The sequence below is a fragment of the Kineococcus vitellinus genome (assembly GCF_009906315.1).
In the GTDB taxonomy this organism is placed as follows: Bacteria; Actinomycetota; Actinomycetes; order Actinomycetales; family Kineococcaceae; genus Kineococcus; species Kineococcus vitellinus.
In genome coordinates this window covers 1-16,259 of the sequence record NZ_JAAALL010000076.1, presented here as the reverse complement: position 1 = coordinate 16,259, position 16,259 = coordinate 1, and the positions used below count along the sequence as shown (strand labels likewise).

Below are 16,259 nucleotides of genomic sequence, written 5' to 3'. Positions count from 1 at the left end.
GCCTTCCGCCTGGACCCGCTGCGCGCCGACCCGGACGAGTTCGCGCAGTCGCCGGTGCTGCTGACCGTCGTCGACGGCGACCTCGTGCACCGCGACGAGGCGGTGGGAGCGTGAGCGGGCCACCGCCGGCGGGGCGGGCGGTGCGCGGGGACGAGGGATCGGCACGAGGACGGGAGCGCAGGTCGTGAGCACGCAGCAGGAGCAGCAGGAGCAGCAGGAGCAGCGGGTGGCGGCGCGCTGGATGCCGCCGGAGTGGGCGCCGCACGAGCGGACGTGGATGGCCTTCCCCCCGCCGAACGCGACGTTCGGGGAGGCCGGCGGGCCCGACCTCGCGCGGGCGCGCGCGGCCTGGAGCGCGGTGGCCAGTGCGGTCGTCGCGCGCGAACCCGTGAGCGTCCTCGTGGCGCCGGGCGACCTGCCGGCCGCGCGGGAACTGCTCGACCCGCGCGTGCAGCTCGTCGAGGTCGCCCTCGACGACGCGTGGCTGCGCGACAGCGGGCCCACGTTCGTGCGCTCGGACGGAGCGCCGACGGCCGTCGACTGGCGCTTCAACGGCTGGGGCGCGCAGTCGTGGGCGGCCTGGGAGCGCGACGCGCTGGTGGCCGGGGAGGTCGCCCGGCTGGCCGGCGCACCGGTCAGCTCCTCCGCGCTCACCCAGGAGGGCGGGGCGTTCCACGTCGACGGCGAGGGCACGGTGCTGCTCACCGACACCGTCCAGCTCGACCCCGACCGCAACCCCGGCTGGACGCGCGCGCAGGTCGAGGCGGAGGTGCACGCGCAGCTGGGCACGACGACGGCGATCTGGCTGCCGCGCGGGCTGACCGCGGACTACGGCGAGTTCGGCACCCGCGGCCACGTCGACATCGTCGCCGCGTTCTGCCGCCCCGGGACCGTGCTCGTGCACACCCAGCCCGACCCCGGCCACCCCGACCACGCCGTGAGCACCGAGGTGGCGGAGCTGCTGCGCCAGGGGGTCGACGCCCGCGGCCGGCGCCTGGAGGTCATCGAGCTGCTCGCCCCGCGCACCGCCGAGGTGGACGGGGAGCTGGTGGACTTCTCCTACGTCAACCACTACGTCGCGAACTCCGTCGTGGTCGCGTGCGCCTTCGGCGACCCGCGCGACGCCGACGCCGTCCGGGTGCTGCGCGCCGCCTATCCTGGCCGCGACGTGGTGAGCGTCGACGCGCGCGACGTGTTCGCCTTCGGCGGCGGCGTCCACTGCACCACCCAGCAGCAGCCCGCCCCGCCGACGGCCTGAGGAACGGAGCACCGGTGGCCCGTCCGACCACGCCCCTGCTCTCGCGCGGGCAGATCTTCGCCGCGGCGCTGGCGCAGGTGGACGCCACCGGCGCCCTGGCGCTGCCGCGGCTGGCCAGGGACCTCGGCGTGAGCACCTCCTCGCTCTACCACCACGTCAAGGGCGGGCGGGAGGAGGTCGTGGAGGGCATCCGCGGCCTGCTCACCGAGGGTTCGATGCCCACCAGCCGCCACGAGGACGAGGGCTGGCGGGAGTTCACCCACCGCTGGGCCGTGCAGTACCGGGCGGCGTTCGCGGCGCACCCGGCCGCGGTGCCGCTGATGACCGCCCAGACCGTCGCGCACCCGGCGACGCTGGCCAGCTACGAGCTGCTGGCCGAGGTGCTGCACGAGGCGGGCTTCGGCGACGAGGAGGTGCTGCACGCGGTGACGGTGCTCGACTGCTTCGTGCTGGGCTCCGCGCTGGACGCCGGCGCGCCGGTCGACGTCTGGGCGGACACCGGCCGGCCGGGCTCGACGCTCTCGCGGGCGGTCCGGGCGACGCAGCTGCAGCCCGGCGACCGCTCGCTGCGCTCCTTCCAGCTCGGCCTGCGCAGCCTGCTGGCCGGGCTCGACGAGCTGCGCACCGGCCGGCTGCCCGCGGCGACCGGCCGCGCCTGAGGGCGGGGCGGGGGGACCCGCTCAGCGCGCCAGCCGGTCCTGCAGCAGCAGCGCGGCCGCCCCCACGGCCGGGGCGGTCGCGGCGGCGCTGGAGACGGTGACGGTGACCGCGCGGCCCCAGGCGCGCGAGGCGGCGGCACCGGTGCGGCGGGTGATGGCCGGCCCGTACAGCGAGGAGGACGCCGCGAACCCCGGGCCGGTGAGCACGAGCAGGTCGAGGTCGAAGAGGTTCACCAGGGACTCCGCCGCGGCGGCGACGTAGCGCGCGGAAGCCTCCACGAGCGCGCGGCAGGCCCCGCCGCCGGCGCGGGCGGCGCGGGCGACGGCGGAGAAGTCCCCGACGGTCGAGCGCGGGCCACCGGCTTCCAGGTGCGCCTCGGCGCGCGCCACCGGGTCGGCCAGGGCGCGGGCGACGACGGCGGCGGGCCCGGCGACGGCCTCCAGGCAGCCCTGCCCGCCGCACCAGCAGGGCGGGCCGTCGACGTCCACGACGACGTGGCCGAACTCCCCGGCCTGCCCGCGCGCACCGCGGTGGGCCGAGCCGGCCAGGACGATGCCGGCGCCCAGCCCGGTGCCCATGTAGAGCGCGGCGAAGGAGCGCGCGGCGTCCACGCGCGCCACCCAGTACTCCCCGACCGCCGCCGCGGTGGCGTCGTTCTCGGCCAGCACCGGCCAGCCGGTCACCTCCTGCAGCGCCGCCCGCAGCAGCTCCGGCTCCAGGCCGCCGGGCGTCCCGGGCGGGCCGCCCGGCGCGGCGGCGCTGCCGCGCCGGGGACCGCCGTAGACCAGCCCGATGCCCAGGCAGCGCTCGCGGCGCTCGCCGGAGCCCTCGATGAGGGTCTCGACGTCGCGCGCGAGGCGGTCCACGAGCTGCGCGGCGCTCTCGCGGGGCGGGGCGCTGCTGGTCAGGCGGGCCAGGACGCCGCCGGTCTGGCTGGTGAGCACGCACGTGGTGGTGACGGGGCCGAGGTCGATGCCGACCGCGGTGCGCCCGCCGGGGTCGAGCTGCAGCAGGGTGCGCGGCTTGCCGGCGGTGGGGGTGCGCCCCACCTCGACGACGACGCCGTCCTGCAGCAGGCGCCGCACGGTCGTGGACACCGACGCCTCGGTGAGGCCGGTGATCGCCGCGAGCTCGACCCGGCTGACGGGGCCGGAGGCGCGCAGCGCGTCCAGGAGGCGCTCTCGCGCGCCGGGGCCGCCGCGGCGGCGCACCGCCGCGGCGGCGGGGACGGCCGCGCCCTCGGCGCCGCCGGTGCTGTCGAGGGTCGTCACGGCCGCCGCCGGCGCCCGGCGGCGGCGGCGCGGGAGGGGTGCGCGGTGGAGCGGGTCTGGGTCACGGGTGCTCCTCGACGGCGACGGCCGGGGGGTGCGGCACCCCGTCCACGGTGGCTGGCTCCCGCACTGTAGCCGGGTGCGACGTGGTCGCAGAGTGCTTGACGCCCCTTACTCAAGCTCGTTAAGTTTCCCTCCGACGGGTCGCGCTCCTCCCGGCCACCGATGGGGGTGATCGCGGGAGCGACCTGGCACTCGCACCGCCGCGAGCTGCGGCGCCCACCCCGAGGACCACCGATGCCTTCCTCCACGCTCCCCGGCAGCGCCGTCCGCCCGCGCCCCACCGGCCGCACCCGCCTGCTGCGCCTGGCCGCCGCCGGCGCCACCGCGCTCACCCTGCTCGCCACCGGCTGCTCGGCCGGCAGCTCCGACTCCGGCGACAGCGCCTCGACGCTGGTGGCCTACACCGGCCAGGCCGGCGACTACCAGGTCAACTTCAACCCGTACTCGCCCTCGGACATCGGCGGTCGGGGCCTCATCTACGAGCCGCTGTTCTTCATCAACAAGACCGCCGCGGACGCGGAGCCGAAGCCGCTGCTGGGCACCGAGCAGTCCTGGAACGAGGACGGCACCGTCCTCAGCGTGACGCTGCGCGAGGGCGCCACCTGGTCCGACGGCGAGCCCTTCACCGCCGACGACGTCGTCTTCACCTACCAGATGCTGCTGGACAACGAGGGCATCAACGAGACCGGGTTCGACGGGGCCGTCGCGAAGGTCGACGACACCCACGTGACGTTCACCTGGCCCGAACCCGCGTACACCTCCGGCCCCGACGTCCTCAGCTCCATCGTCATCGTGCCCGAGCACATCTGGAAGGACGTCGATCCCGCGGCCGACGTCCTGGAGGAGCCCGTCGGCACCGGCGCGTACGTCCTCAGCGACTTCAAGGGCCAGGCCTTCACCCTCGACGCGAACCCGGAGTACTGGGGCGGGGCGCCGAAGGTGGCGAAGGTCCGCTTCCTCGCGCTGTCCGGCAACCAGGCCGGGGCCGACGCCATCGCGGCCGGGACCATCGACTGGCAGACCGGGCCGATCCCCGACATGGCGAACACGAACGAGAACTTCCCGAACTACGACACCGGCTCCGTCGCCCAGAACCAGATGGTGCTCGGCGCGTGCGCGAACGCGGCGCTGGGCTGCGAGGGCCCGCAGACCGACCCCGCCGTGCGGCAGGCGCTCTTCTCCGCGATCGACCGCACCCAGCTCAACAAGCTCGCCTTCCAGGACACCGCCGCCGAGATCTCCCCGACGATGGCGCTGACCAGCACCCAGGCGGAGACGATCTCCGCGCAGGTCGAGCCGAAGGTCGCCCCCGCCACCGCGGACCCGCAGACCGCCGCGCGGCTGCTGGAGGCGGCCGGCTGGGTGAAGGGGCCCGACGGCATCTACGCCAAGGACGGGGAGAAGCTCTCGCTGACCATCGAGGTCGTCACCGGCTGGACCGACTACATCACCGCCATCCAGACGATCGCCGCCCAGGCCAAGGCCGCCGGCATCCAGGTCGAGGCGGCGCAGTCGTCGTGGAACGAGTGGACCGACAAGCGCTTCAAGGGCGACTTCGAGCTGGCGATCGACTCGCTGTGGCAGGGACCGGCCCCCGACCCGTACTACCTCTACAGCTACTTCTACGACGGGCGCATGACGGCCCCGGTCGGCACGAAGGCCAACGGCAACAACTGGTCCCGCTTCTCCGACCCGGCCGTCGACGCGGCCCTGGACACCCTCCAGAAGCTGCCCCCGGAGGACACCGCCGGACGCCAGGCCCAGTTCGACGTCATCCAGACCGCCGTCGCCACCCAGATGCCGTACGTCCCCGTCATGACCGGCTCCAACACCAGCGTCTGGAACACCGCGAAGTTCTCCGGCTGGCCGGTCGACGGCGAGCAGTACGCCTTCCCCGCGGTGTGGTCGGACTTCGACGCGGCCGAGATCCTCAAGACGCTGACCCCCAAGGCCGCGGGCTGACCCGTGAACTACCTGCTGCGCAAGCTCGGCTTCTACGCGGTCGCCTTCTGGGCCGCGCTGACGCTGAACTTCGTCATCCCCCGCCTGCTGCCCGGCGACCCGGTCGACATCCTGCTGGCCAAGCTCAGCCAGCGGGGTGCGGTCGTGACGCCGGAGACCCGCAAGGCGTACGCGACGCTGCTCGGCGGGGACACCGACGCCTCGCTGCCCTCGCAGTACCTCACGTACCTGGCGAACATCTTCCGGGGCGACCTGGGGACGTCGATCAGCTACTTCCCGGCCCCGGTCACCGAGGTCATCGCCGCCTCGATGCCGTGGACGGTCGTGCTCATCGGCATCGCCACCGTCATCGCCGCCTTCCTCGGCGTGCTGCTCGGCGCCTTCGTCGGCTGGCGGCCGGGGACCTGGCTGGACTCGATGGTCCCGGCGACCACCCTGCTGGCCGCGGTGCCGTACTTCTGGCTGTCGCTGGTGCTGGTCTACGTCCTGTCCCGGGTGCTGGACCTGTTCCCCGCCCAGGGCGGCTACGACGTCGTCCTGTCCCCCGGCTGGAGCCTGGAGTTCATCGGCTCCGCCGTCTACTACGGGTTCCTGCCGGCGCTGACGATCGTGCTCGCCTCGATCGGCGGCTGGCTGCTGGGCATGCGCAACATGATGGTCTCCACGCTCTCGGAGGACTACGTCCTGACCGCCCGCGCCAAGGGGCTGCCGGCCCGCCGGGTGCTGCGCGACTACGCGGCGCGCAACGCCGTCCTGCCCTCGATCGCGGGGTTCGCCATCTCGCTGGCGTTCGTGGTGTCCGGCTCCGTCGTCACCGAGCAGGTGTTCTCCTACCCGGGCATCGGCTCGCGGCTGCTGGCCGCGGTGACGAACAACGACTACGCGCTCATGCAGGGCGTCTTCCTCTTCATCACCCTCGCCGTCCTCGGCGCCAACCTGGTGGTCGACCTGCTGTACGGCCTCATCGACCCGCGCACCCGCGCCCGGTGACCCCGGTGAGAACGGAGCACAGATGACCGACACCCAGTCCGTCCCCGCGGCCGGTGCTGCGGCGGCCCGGCCCGCGCCGCGGCCGGGCCCCGCCCCGGCGTGGCGGATGCTGCTGCCGACCATGACCCCGTGGCTGGCCACCGGGCTGGTGCTCGTGGGGGGCATCTGCCTCTTCGGGCTCCTCGGCCCGCTCCTGGTCGGCGACCCCGACGCCATCCGCGACGTCGGCCTGCAGGGCCCCTCCGGCGACCTGTGGCTGGGCACCACCCAGACCGGGCAGGACGTCTTCGCCCAGCTGGCCCACGCGACGCGCGGCTCGCTGCAGATCGGCTTCCTCGTCGGCGTCCTGGCCACCGTGCTGTCCGCGTTCTTCGGCATCTACGGCGCCTACCTCGGCGGCGCGGCCGACGAGGCCTTCTCGCTGCTGACCAACGTCTTCCTCGTCATCCCCGGCCTGCCGCTGGTCATCGTCATCTCCGGCTTCGTGCCCCGCGAGAGCCGCGGGCTGTGGACCATCGCGGTCGTGCTCGCGCTCACCAGCTGGGCCGCCTCCGCGCGGGTGCTGCGGGCGCAGACGCTGTCGGTGCGCAACCGCGAGTACGTCGCCGCCTCCCGGCTGTCCGGCGAGCGCGCCTGGCGCGTCATCGTCGTGGAGATCCTGCCGAACCTGCTGCCCGTGCTGGCCTCGCAGTTCGTCTTCGCCGTCATCGCCGCCGTCCTCGGCGAGGCCGGCCTGTCCTTCCTGGGCCTGGGGGCCTCCGGGTCGGCCACCCTGGGCACGATGCTCTTCTACGCCCAGAACGGCTTCGCGCTGCCGCTGGGCGCCTGGTGGTGGTTCGCCCCGCCGGGTCTGCTCATCGCCCTGCTGGGCACCGGGCTGTCCCTGGTCAACTTCTCCATCGACGAGATCGTCAACCCCCGCCTCAAGAACGCCCGCCTGCACCGCAGGCGGACCCGCCAGGCGGCCCGGGCCGCGAAGGGAGGCGCACGGTGAGCGCGCGCACCGGCGGGAGCACCCCCCGCCCCCCGATCCGCTCGACGGAGCGCGAGGCGGTGCTGAGCGTCCGCGACGTCAGCGTCGTCTACGAGACCGAGGAACCCGTCACCGCCGTCGCGGGCGCCTCCTTCGAGCTGCACCGCGGCGAGGTCCTCGGGCTGGCCGGCGAGTCCGGCTGCGGCAAGACGACGCTGGCGTACGCGGTCAGCCGGCTGCACCAGCCGCCCGCCCGCATCGCCGGCGGGTCGGTCGTCTTCCACGACCGCTCCGGCCGGGACGTCGACGTGCTGGGCCTGGACGAGGAGCAGATGCGCCGCTTCCGCTGGGCGAAGCTGTCGATGGTCTTCCAGGGCGCGATGAACGCCCTCAACCCCGTCCGCACCGTCGGCGCGCAGCTGGACGACACCCTGCGCGCCCACGACCCCGGCATGGACCGCCGGCGGCGCCGCGCGCGCTGCGAGGAGGTCCTCACCCGGGTCGGGGTGGCCCCCGACCGCTACCGCGCCCACCCCCACGAGCTGTCCGGCGGCATGCGCCAGCGCGTGATGATCGCCATGGCCATGCTGCTGGAGCCGCAGGTCATGGTCATGGACGAGCCGACGACGGCGCTCGACGTCGTCGTCCAGCGCGACATCCTGCGCGAGATCGTGCGGCTGCGCGACGAGATGGACTTCGCCGTCGTCTTCATCACCCACGACCTGCCGCTGCTGCTGGAGATCAGCGACCGCATCGCCGTCATGCTGCGCGGGGAGATCGTCGAGCTGGACACCGCCGACACCCTGTACCGGCACGCCCGCCACCCCTACACCCGCAAGCTGCTGGGCTCCTTCCCGAGCCTGAGCGGGGAGCGCGGCGCGTTCGTGCGCACCGGCGTCCTGGACCAGCAGCAGGAGGAGACCGCGTGAGCACCGTCCAGGTGACCAACCTGACCAAGGAGTACCGGCTGCGCGACGGCCTGCGCCGCACGACCCTGCGCGCGGTGGACCGGGTCAGCTTCGACCTGCTGCCCCGGCGCACCGTGGCGCTCGTCGGGGAGTCCGGCTCCGGCAAGTCGACGATCGCCAAGCTGCTCACCCGCCTGGAGCGGCCGACCTCCGGCTCGGTCGAGGTCGCCCTGGCCGACGGCACCCCGGTGCACGGCTCGATGTACCGCCGGCAGGTGCAGATGGTCTTCCAGGACCCGTTCGCCTCGCTCAACCCGTTCCACTCCGTCGGCCACCACATCGCCCGCCCGCTGCTGCTGCACCAGCGCACCAGCGGCGCCCGGCAGACCCACGAGCGCGTGCTGGAGATGCTGGAGCGGGTCAACCTCTCCCCCGCCGAGCTCGTGGCCGCCCGGCGCCCGCACGAGCTGTCCGGCGGACAGCGCCAGCGCGTCGCGATCGCCCGGGCGCTCGCACCGGGGGCGCAGGTCCTCGTGGCCGACGAACCGGTCTCGATGCTCGACGTGTCCATCCGCCTGGGCGTGCTCAACCTGCTGGCGCGCCTGCAGCGCGAGGAGGACCTGGCCGTCCTCTACATCACCCACGACCTGGCGACCGCCCGGCACTTCTCCGACGAGATCCTCGTCCTCTACCGCGGGCGGGTCGTCGAGCGCGGACCGGCCGACGCCGTCATCCTCGACCCGCACCACGACTACACCAAGCTGCTGGCCCTCGCGGCCCCCGACCCCGAGCGCCTCGGCAAGGTCGTCGCGGGCGAGGGGGCGCCCGACCGCGCCTCCATCGACAACAGCGTCTGCTACGACCACCACCGCCGGGCGTGGGTGCACGTCGACGAAGCGGCCGACGCGGCCGACGCGGCCCGGCGGACCCGGGCCGAGCGGACCGGCGGCGGCGTGGCCGCCGGCGCCTGAGACCCTCCCCCCACCACCGACCCTCCAGGGAGAGAACCGTGGACGAACGCACCCTGCACGAGGGCTGGACCCTGGAACCCGTCGACGGCGACCTGCCGCCGCGGGTGCGCGAGGCCTTCGCCTCCGCGCCGCTGCCGGCCCGCGTGCCCGGCAGCGTGCACACCGACCTGCTGGCGGCCGGGGCGATCGACGACCCCTACGCCGGCCTGGGCGAGCAGGAGCTGGAAGGGCTGCACCGCAGCAGCTGGGACTACCGCCTCGCCTTCGAGGCCGCGCCCGCCGCCGAGGGCGAGCGCGTGGACCTGGACTTCGCCGGCCTGGACACCGTCGCCACCGTCGTGCTCAACGACCGCGAGCTGGGCCGGACGGCGAACATGCACCGCAGCCACCGCTTCGCCGTGGCCGGCCTGCTGCGCGAGGGCCGCAACGAGCTGCTGGTCCGCTTCTCCTCCGCCCTCGAGCACGCCGAGGCCGTCGAGAAGGACCTCGGCGCCCGCCCGCGCGCGTACGGGCACCCCTTCAACGCCGTGCGCAAGATGGCGTGCAGCTTCGGCTGGGACTGGGGCCCGGACCTGCAGACCGCCGGCGTCTGGCGCCCGGTGGTGCTGCGGCGCTGGCGCACCGCCCGCATCGCGGCCGTGCGGCCGCTGGCCGACCTCGAGGGGAGCACCGGCGTGCTGCGGGTGCACGTGGACCTCGAGCGCTGCGGGCTGCAGGAGCCGGGCGAGCTGGCCGTGCGGGTGCGCCTGCGCGACCTGCCCGGCCGCGAGGACCTGCTCGCCGCGGCGAGCGTGCCCGCCGGCGCCCGCACCGCCGCCGTCGAGCTGCGCGTCCCCGACGCGCCCCTGTGGTGGCCGGTGGGCCACGGCGAGCAGCCCCTCGTGCACGTCGACGTGGAACTGGCCCTGCCGGGCCCGGACGGCGCGGTGGACGGAGCGGCGGGCGGGGAGGTGCTCGACCGCGCCACGCGCCGCACCGCGTTCCGCTCCGTGCGCCTGGACACCGCCCCCGACGAGCACGGCTCCGCGTTCACGCTGCTCGTCAACGACGTCCCGATCGCCGTGCGCGGGGTCAACTGGATCCCCGAGGACCACCTGCTGACCCGGCTGGACCGCGGGCGCTGCGCGGCCGCGCTGGAGCGCGCGCTGGAGGCGCACTGCAACCTCGTGCGGGTGTGGGGCGGCGGCATCTACGAGTCGGACGACTTCTACGACGTGTGCGACGAGCGGGGCCTGCTGGTGTGGCAGGACTTCCTGCTGGCCTGCGCGGCCTACGCCGAGGAGGAGCCGCTGCGCTCGGAGATCGAGGCGGAGGCCCGGGAGAACGTGGCCCGGCTGTCGGCGCACCCCTCGCTGGTCGTCTGGAACGGCGGCAACGAGAACCTGTGGGGCCACGAGGACTGGGGGTGGAAGGAGCAGCTGGGCGGCAGCAGCTGGGGACTGGCCTACTACGAGGAGGTCTTCCCCGCCGTGCTGGCCGAGCTGGACCCCAGCCGCGCCTACACCCCCGGCAGCCCCTCCAGCCAGGGGGCGCCGGCGGGCACGCACCCCAACGACCCCGACCACGGCAGCAGCCACGAGTGGAACGCCTGGAACTCGCGCGACTGGAGCACCTACCGCGACCGCGTCCCGCGGTTCTGCTCCGAGTTCGGCTGGCAGGCGCCCCCGACCACGGCGACCCTGGCGGAACTTCTCGAGCCCGCCGACCGGCGCCGCGACTCGGCCGTCTTCCTGCTGCACCAGAAGGCCGAGGACGGCAACGGCAAGCTCGACCGCGGCATGGCGCCGCACTTCGGCGTCCCCGCCGCCTTCGCGGACTGGACGTGGGCGGCGCAGCTGAACCAGGCGCGCGCGGTCTCCTGCGCCGTGGAGCACTTCCGCTCCTGGTGGCCGCGGACCGCGGGCAGCGTCTACTGGCAGCTCAACGACTGCTGGCCGGTGACCTCCTGGGCCGTCGTCGACGGCGCCGGGCGGCGCAAGCCCGCCTTCCACGCGCTGCGCCACGCCCACGCCCCGCGCCTGGCCACCATCCAGCCGCGCGGGGGGACCCCGCACCTGCTGCTGGTCAACGACACCGCCACGGCGTGGACGGGCCGGGCCGGCGCGCGCCGGGTCGACCTGGCCGGGCGCGAGCTGGCGGCGGTCGAGTTCGACGTCGACGTGCCGCCGCGCTCGGTGGGCACGCACGCGCTGCCCGGCGGTGTCCTGGACGTGGCCGACCCGACGCGGGAACTGCTCGTCGCCGACGTCGGCGGGACGCGGGCCGTGCACGCCTTCGCCGAGGACCGCGACCTCGGCTACGACCCGGAACCGCTGCGCACCGCGGTCACCGCCGTCGAGGGCGGGTACGCCGTGCGGGTGCGGGCGCGCGCCGTGGCCCGCGACGTCACCCTGCTCGCCGACGCCGTGGCCCCCGACGCCGTCGTCGACGACGCGCTCGTCACCCTGCTCGCCGGGGAGTCGCGCACGTTCTCGGTGCGCACCCGCGCGGTGGTCGACCCCGCGGCGTTCTCGGCGGCGCACGTGCTGCGCAGCGCCAACGGGTTCGGCAGCGCGGCCGGGAGCGCGACGTGGTGACCCGGGCGCGGGGCGCGGCGCGCCCCCGCCGGCCGGTCGGCGTCGTCCTGGCCGGCCCGACCCCGCGCGTGGGGGTCGAGCCGTACATCGTGGAGCTGGCCGCGGGCGTGGAGCAGGTCCTGCACCCGGCCGGGCACAGCCTGCTCCTGCTCGTCGTCGACGGCCTGGAGGCGGAACTGGCGACCTACCGCCGCTGGCGGCGCGACGGGACGGTCGACGCCGTCGTGGTCGTCGACCTCGTGCGCGGCGACCGGCGCCCGGCGGAGCTGGCCCGCCTCGGCGTGCCGTTCGTGCTGGCCGGCCACCACGACGGCGGGCGCCCCACGACGAGCGTGGTGACCGACGACGCCGCCGTCACGAGCACGGCGCTGGAGTTCCTCGCCGGGCTCGGGCACCGCTGCGTCGGGCGGGTCACCGGGCCCTCCTCGCTCGTGCACACCGACGAGCGCAGCACCGCCATGCGCGAGGCCGGCGAGCGGCTGGGGGTGCGGGTGGCGACCCGCGAGGCCGACTACACCGCCGAGGAGGGGGTGCGGGCCGCCGCCGAGCTGCTGGCCCTGCCCGCGGCGCCGACCGCGCTCGTGTTCGACAACGACGTCATGGCCGTCGCCGCCCTGGAGCACCTGACGCGCGCCGGGACCCGCGTGCCCGAGGACGTCAGCCTGCTCGCGGCCGACGACTCCCCGCTGTGCGAGCTGGCCGTGCCCGGGATGTCCGCCGTCAGCACCGACGTGCACGCCCGCGGGGTCCGCCTGGGCGAGGCCGTCCTGCAGGTGCTCGCCGGTGCGCCGCCGCGGCAGATCCCGGGCCCGCGGGTGCGCGTCGTCGCCCGCGGCACGACGGGCCGGGTGCTCGCGCGGACGCCGTGAGGCCGCGCCGGTGCAGCACGGGTGCTGCACCGGCGCACACGTCGGGCGCCGTTCACCGGACCGACACGCAGGAAGTCCGGGAATCGCTGTTTCGGCCCTCCAGGGGTGGGTACCGCTGAGTGCAGGACGCCAGCGGATGCTGGAACTTCGAAGGAGGAAGAGGCACATGCTTTCGGGACTCACCACCATCGACGACCTGTACAGCGCGACCGTGTACGGCAACGACGGCGACAAGATCGGCAAGGTGGAGGACGTCTACCTCGACAACGCCACCAGCCAGCCTGAGTGGGTGTCGGTCAAGACGGGCCTGTTCGGTTCCAACATCTCCCTCATCCCGCTCTCGCAGGGCTCGTTCTCGGGCGACCGCGTCGAGGTGCCGTTCGACAAGGCCAAGGTCAAGGCCGCGCCGAACCACGACCCGGGCCGCGAGCTGTCGGAGACCGACGAGCAGGAGCTGTACACCTACTACGGCGTCGGCTACTCCAGCTCCTCGACCACCGACACCACCACGACCGGCACGACCGGCACGACCGGCACGACCGGCACCACCGCCGACTTCGCGAGCGGCGGCACCACCGGCGAGCACGCCACCAGCACCACGGGTGTCACGGGGACCACCGGCACGGGCGCCACCGGTCGCACCGACACGCGCACCGACCGCACGGACACCGTGGGCCACGACACCTCGGGTCCGAACACGGACAACGCCATGACGCGCTCCAAGGAGGAGCTGCACGTGGGCACCGAGACCCGCGAGGCGGGCCGGGCGCGCCTGCGCAAGCACATCGTCTCCGAGCGCGTCTCGCGCACCGTCCCGGTCTCCCACGAGGAGGTCGTGGTCGAGCGCGAGCCGATCACCGAGGCCAACCGCGGTGCGGCCCTCTCCGGCGGCGAGCTGACCGAGGAGGAGCACGAGGTGACCCTCCACGAGGAGCACGCCGTGGCCGCCAAGGAGACCGTCCCGGTCGAGCGCGTGCGCCTGGACACCCAGACCGTCCAGGGCGAGGAGCGGGTCGACGAGACCCTGCGCGAGGAGGTCATCGACCTCGACGCCGACGAGACCGTGAACACCGGGCGCGGCACCACGGGCCGCGACGCGACCGGGCGCGACACCGACCGCCGCTGACACCGGCGCACCCCGCACGACCGGCCCCGGCACCGCACGACGGTGCCGGGGCCGTCCCGTTCCCCCCTCCAGACCCGATCCGGAGCAGCCCCGTGAGCACCCCTCCCCAGCACGCCCGTCCCGAGACCGCACCCGAGGTCGTCCTCTCCGCCGAGCAGCTGCAGGTCCGCTCCACGCGCGTGCCGCGCGAGACCGTGCGGGTGCGCAAGGAGGTCGTCACCGAGCTGCGCACGATCGAGGTCCCCGTCCGCGTCGAACGCCTCGTCATCACGCACGGACCGCCGGCCGGCGACAGCGCGGCGCCGGAGGACGTGCGCGGCACCGGTGCGGGCGGTGCTCAGGACGCGCGCGGCTTCGAGGTCGTCCTGCACGAGGAGGTCCCCGAGGTCAGCGTGCGCGTGCAGGCGACGGAGCGCGTGCGCGTGCGCGTGGTCTCCGTCGAGGACGTGGAGACCGTCACCGCCGAACTGGCCCACGAGGAGGCCGTGGTCGAGGTCGAGGACCTCCCCCGCCGCTGAGCTGCGCCGCCCGCAGCCGGGGCCCGGCGACCGCCGCCGGACCTCAGCTGCGCTCCTCCGCCCGCAACCGCCGCAGGTCCAGCCGCCCCTGCACGACGTCGTCGGCCAGCTCGTCCAGCGTGCGGTCGCTGGCGTAGGCGTGGGCCCGCAGCACCGCGAGGACCTCCTCGCCGGGCAGGTCCAGCGCCAGGTGCGCCATGCCGATCGCCACCCACACCTGACGGCGGCGGCGTGCACCGGGCGAGGTCATCCACACGGGTTCCTCGAGGTCCTCGTCGACCTCGTGCCCCCTCTCCGGTGACGGGGTGCCCAGCGTCCGGTGCAGCACGGACGTCACGACGGCGGCGATGGCCTGGCCGTCGATGATCGAGGCGCCGTCCAGCGCGCTCGAGGCGCGCGAGTAGAGGTCGAGGACGCCGATGCGCGCGTCCCCCAGCCGCAGCGCCAGGCTGAGCCCGCCGCGGAAGGGCGTGCGGGCGAAGTGCTCGCGCGCGAGCACCGGCCAGCGCTCCCGCCACTTCTCCTCGGTGACCACCACCGGCCGGCCCTCGCGCAGCGCGAGGAAGCAGGGCCCGTCGCCGTGGGTGAACTGCAGCCGCTCCGCCTCCGCGGCGTCGTCGTCGCTGGCCCCCAGCGGCACCCGCGCACCCGGTCCGCCCATGAGGCTGAGCCCGGCGGCGTCGAAGGGCAGCACGCGCGCGCAGGCGCGCGCCAGGGTGGAGGGCAGCAGCACCGGGTCGGCGGCGGCCTCCTCCGCCGACCAGGCGGCCGTGAAGCGGTCGGTCAGCAGGCTCACCGGCGCACCTCCCCGAGCGGCGCGGCGGCCGGGCCGGGGGTGCGAGCGGTCGGCGTCATCGGTGCGGTCCTCGTGTGCGTCGTGGCCCCGCGCGCCTCCTGCGCGCGGACCGGGCCGGGCGGCCCTGCGGGGAACGCTAGGAGACCTCGCGCCGGAGCGCAGCCCGGGGCGGGGTACCCGTGGCGGGGTGGACCGGTGCCCAGGTCAGCCCGCGGTGCTCCCGCTGCCGGCCGGCAGGTCCAGGCCCCGCAGGTCGACCGCGGCGGCGCGCGCGGGCGGCGTGTGCGCAGCCTCCTGCGCCTGCGCGGCGGCCTGCTCGCGGAACCACCGCACGGTGCGGGCCAGGCCGTCCGCCCACGTCACCGTCGGCTGCCAGCCGAGGACCCGGCGGGCCAGGGCGGTGTCGGGGCGGCGCACCTGCGGGTCGTCCACCGGGCGCTCGACGAACTCGATCGTCGAGGAGGAGCCGGCGCCCGCGATGACGTCCTCGGCGATCTCGCGCACGCTCAGCTCCTGCGGGTTGCCGATGTTCATCGGCCCCGGGTGCCCGCTGGCCGCGAGGGCAAGGATGCCGCCGACGAGGTCGTCGACGTAGCAGATCGAGCGGGTCTGCGTCCCGTCGCCGGCGACCGTCACGGGCTCCCCCGCCAGCGCCTGGCGGATGAAGGTGGGGATCGCCCGGCCGTCGGCGGCGCGCATCCGGGGGCCGTAGGTGTTGAAGATGCGCACGATCGCCGTGTCGAGGCCGTGCGTGGTGCGGTAGGCCGTCGTGAGGGCCTCCGCGTAGCGCTTGGACTCGTCGTAGACGCCGCGCGGGCCGACGGGGTTCACGTTGCCCCAGTAGCTCTCCGGCTGCGGGTGGACCTGCGGGTCGCCGTAGGTCTCCGAGGTCGAGGCCAGCAGGAAGCGGGCCCCCTTCTCCCGGGCCAGCCCCAGCGCGTGCCAGGTGCCCGTCGAGCCGACCTTCAGCGTCTCCAGCGGCAGCTTGAGGTAGTCCACCGGCGAGGCGGGGGAGGCGAAGTGCAGCACCAGGTCCACCGGGCCGGGCACGTGGACGTACTCGGTGATGTCGCAGCGGCGCAGGGTGAAGCGCGGGTGGTCGGTGAGGTGGGCGACGTTGCCGGGGCCGCCGGTGAGGAAGCTGTCGAGGCAGACGACCTCGACGCCGGCGTCGAGCAGCGCCTCGCACAGGTGGCTGCCGAGGAAACCGGCGCCCCCGGTGACGACGGCGCGCGAGAAGCGCCGCACGTCGAGGGTCCCGGAGGGGGCGGCGGGCGCGGCGGTGCGCCCGGCCGCGGGGGTGCGGTCCGGCGGGGTC

At 75.1% G+C, this 16,259-nt stretch carries 14 protein-coding genes; 11 read left to right on the top strand and 3 right to left on the bottom strand.

The genetic code is table 11. From position 1 onward, the window contains the following. The first annotated feature begins 241 nt into the window (after positions 1-241). Positions 242-1,258: an agmatine deiminase family protein gene (locus tag GTQ99_RS09205; RefSeq protein WP_166615445.1), complete on the top strand. Its 1,017-nt coding sequence runs from the start codon at positions 242-244 to the stop codon at positions 1,256-1,258. A 14-nt stretch (positions 1,259-1,272) separates the two neighbouring features. Continuing rightward, a complete protein-coding gene (locus GTQ99_RS09200) occupies positions 1,273-1,917 on the top strand; it encodes a TetR/AcrR family transcriptional regulator C-terminal domain-containing protein (RefSeq protein ID WP_166615440.1) in 645 nt (214 codons plus the stop codon). Positions 1,918-1,938: 21 nt separating this feature from the next. Here the strand turns inward: GTQ99_RS09200 and GTQ99_RS09195 are convergent, their stop codons facing one another. Beyond that, on the bottom strand, positions 1,939-3,189 hold the full coding sequence (locus tag GTQ99_RS09195; protein WP_205707108.1) for an ROK family protein: 1,251 nt from the start codon (positions 3,187-3,189) through the stop codon (positions 1,939-1,941). Between the two features lie 297 nt (positions 3,190-3,486). On the opposite strand from GTQ99_RS09195, the gene GTQ99_RS09190 reads away from it, so the two are divergent. The 9 genes from GTQ99_RS09190 to GTQ99_RS09150 all read left to right on the top strand — a co-directional run bounded on the left by GTQ99_RS09190 (position 3,487) and on the right by GTQ99_RS09150 (position 14,145). Further along, positions 3,487-5,214 (top strand): ABC transporter substrate-binding protein, encoded by a 1,728-nt coding sequence (locus GTQ99_RS09190; protein ID WP_166615439.1) that lies wholly within the window; start codon positions 3,487-3,489, stop codon positions 5,212-5,214. Positions 5,215-5,217: 3 nt separating this feature from the next. Beyond that, entirely contained in the window at positions 5,218-6,204 is a 987-nt protein-coding gene (locus GTQ99_RS09185; RefSeq protein ID WP_166615438.1) for an ABC transporter permease subunit, read from the top strand. A gap of 22 nt (positions 6,205-6,226) precedes the next feature. Further along, positions 6,227-7,198: an ABC transporter permease gene (locus GTQ99_RS09180; RefSeq protein WP_166615437.1), complete on the top strand. Its 972-nt coding sequence runs from the start codon at positions 6,227-6,229 to the stop codon at positions 7,196-7,198. Continuing rightward, on the top strand, positions 7,195-8,106 hold the full coding sequence (locus GTQ99_RS09175; protein ID WP_338074862.1) for an ABC transporter ATP-binding protein: 912 nt from the start codon (positions 7,195-7,197) through the stop codon (positions 8,104-8,106). Before GTQ99_RS09180 ends, GTQ99_RS09175 begins: the two co-directional genes overlap by 4 nt. Then, a complete protein-coding gene (locus GTQ99_RS09170) occupies positions 8,103-9,056 on the top strand; it encodes an ATP-binding cassette domain-containing protein (protein ID WP_166615436.1) in 954 nt (317 codons plus the stop codon). Before GTQ99_RS09175 ends, GTQ99_RS09170 begins: the two co-directional genes overlap by 4 nt. A 38-nt stretch (positions 9,057-9,094) precedes the next feature. Continuing rightward, on the top strand, positions 9,095-11,632 hold the full coding sequence (locus GTQ99_RS09165) for a glycoside hydrolase family 2 protein (RefSeq protein ID WP_166615435.1): 2,538 nt from the start codon (positions 9,095-9,097) through the stop codon (positions 11,630-11,632). Further along, a complete protein-coding gene (locus GTQ99_RS26770; protein WP_205707107.1) occupies positions 11,626-12,501 on the top strand; it encodes a substrate-binding domain-containing protein in 876 nt (291 codons plus the stop codon). The genes GTQ99_RS09165 and GTQ99_RS26770 overlap by 7 nt, the downstream gene beginning before the upstream one ends. A 166-nt stretch (positions 12,502-12,667) precedes the next feature. After that, positions 12,668-13,627, top strand: coding sequence for a DUF2382 domain-containing protein (locus GTQ99_RS09155; protein WP_166615434.1), 960 nt, complete (start codon positions 12,668-12,670; stop codon positions 13,625-13,627). 92 nt (positions 13,628-13,719) lie between these two features. Then, positions 13,720-14,145 (top strand): DUF2382 domain-containing protein, encoded by a 426-nt coding sequence (locus tag GTQ99_RS09150; RefSeq protein ID WP_166615433.1) that lies wholly within the window; start codon positions 13,720-13,722, stop codon positions 14,143-14,145. A gap of 43 nt (positions 14,146-14,188) precedes the next feature. Here the strand turns inward: GTQ99_RS09150 and GTQ99_RS09145 are convergent, their stop codons facing one another. Both GTQ99_RS09145 and GTQ99_RS09140 read right to left on the bottom strand, forming a co-directional pair. Beyond that, a complete protein-coding gene (locus GTQ99_RS09145; protein ID WP_166615432.1) occupies positions 14,189-14,941 on the bottom strand; it encodes a GAF domain-containing protein in 753 nt (250 codons plus the stop codon). A 204-nt stretch (positions 14,942-15,145) separates the two neighbouring features. Beyond that, positions 15,146-16,189: a UDP-glucuronic acid decarboxylase family protein gene (locus GTQ99_RS09140; protein WP_166615441.1), complete on the bottom strand. Its 1,044-nt coding sequence runs from the start codon at positions 16,187-16,189 to the stop codon at positions 15,146-15,148. Positions 16,190-16,259 lie beyond the last annotated feature (70 nt).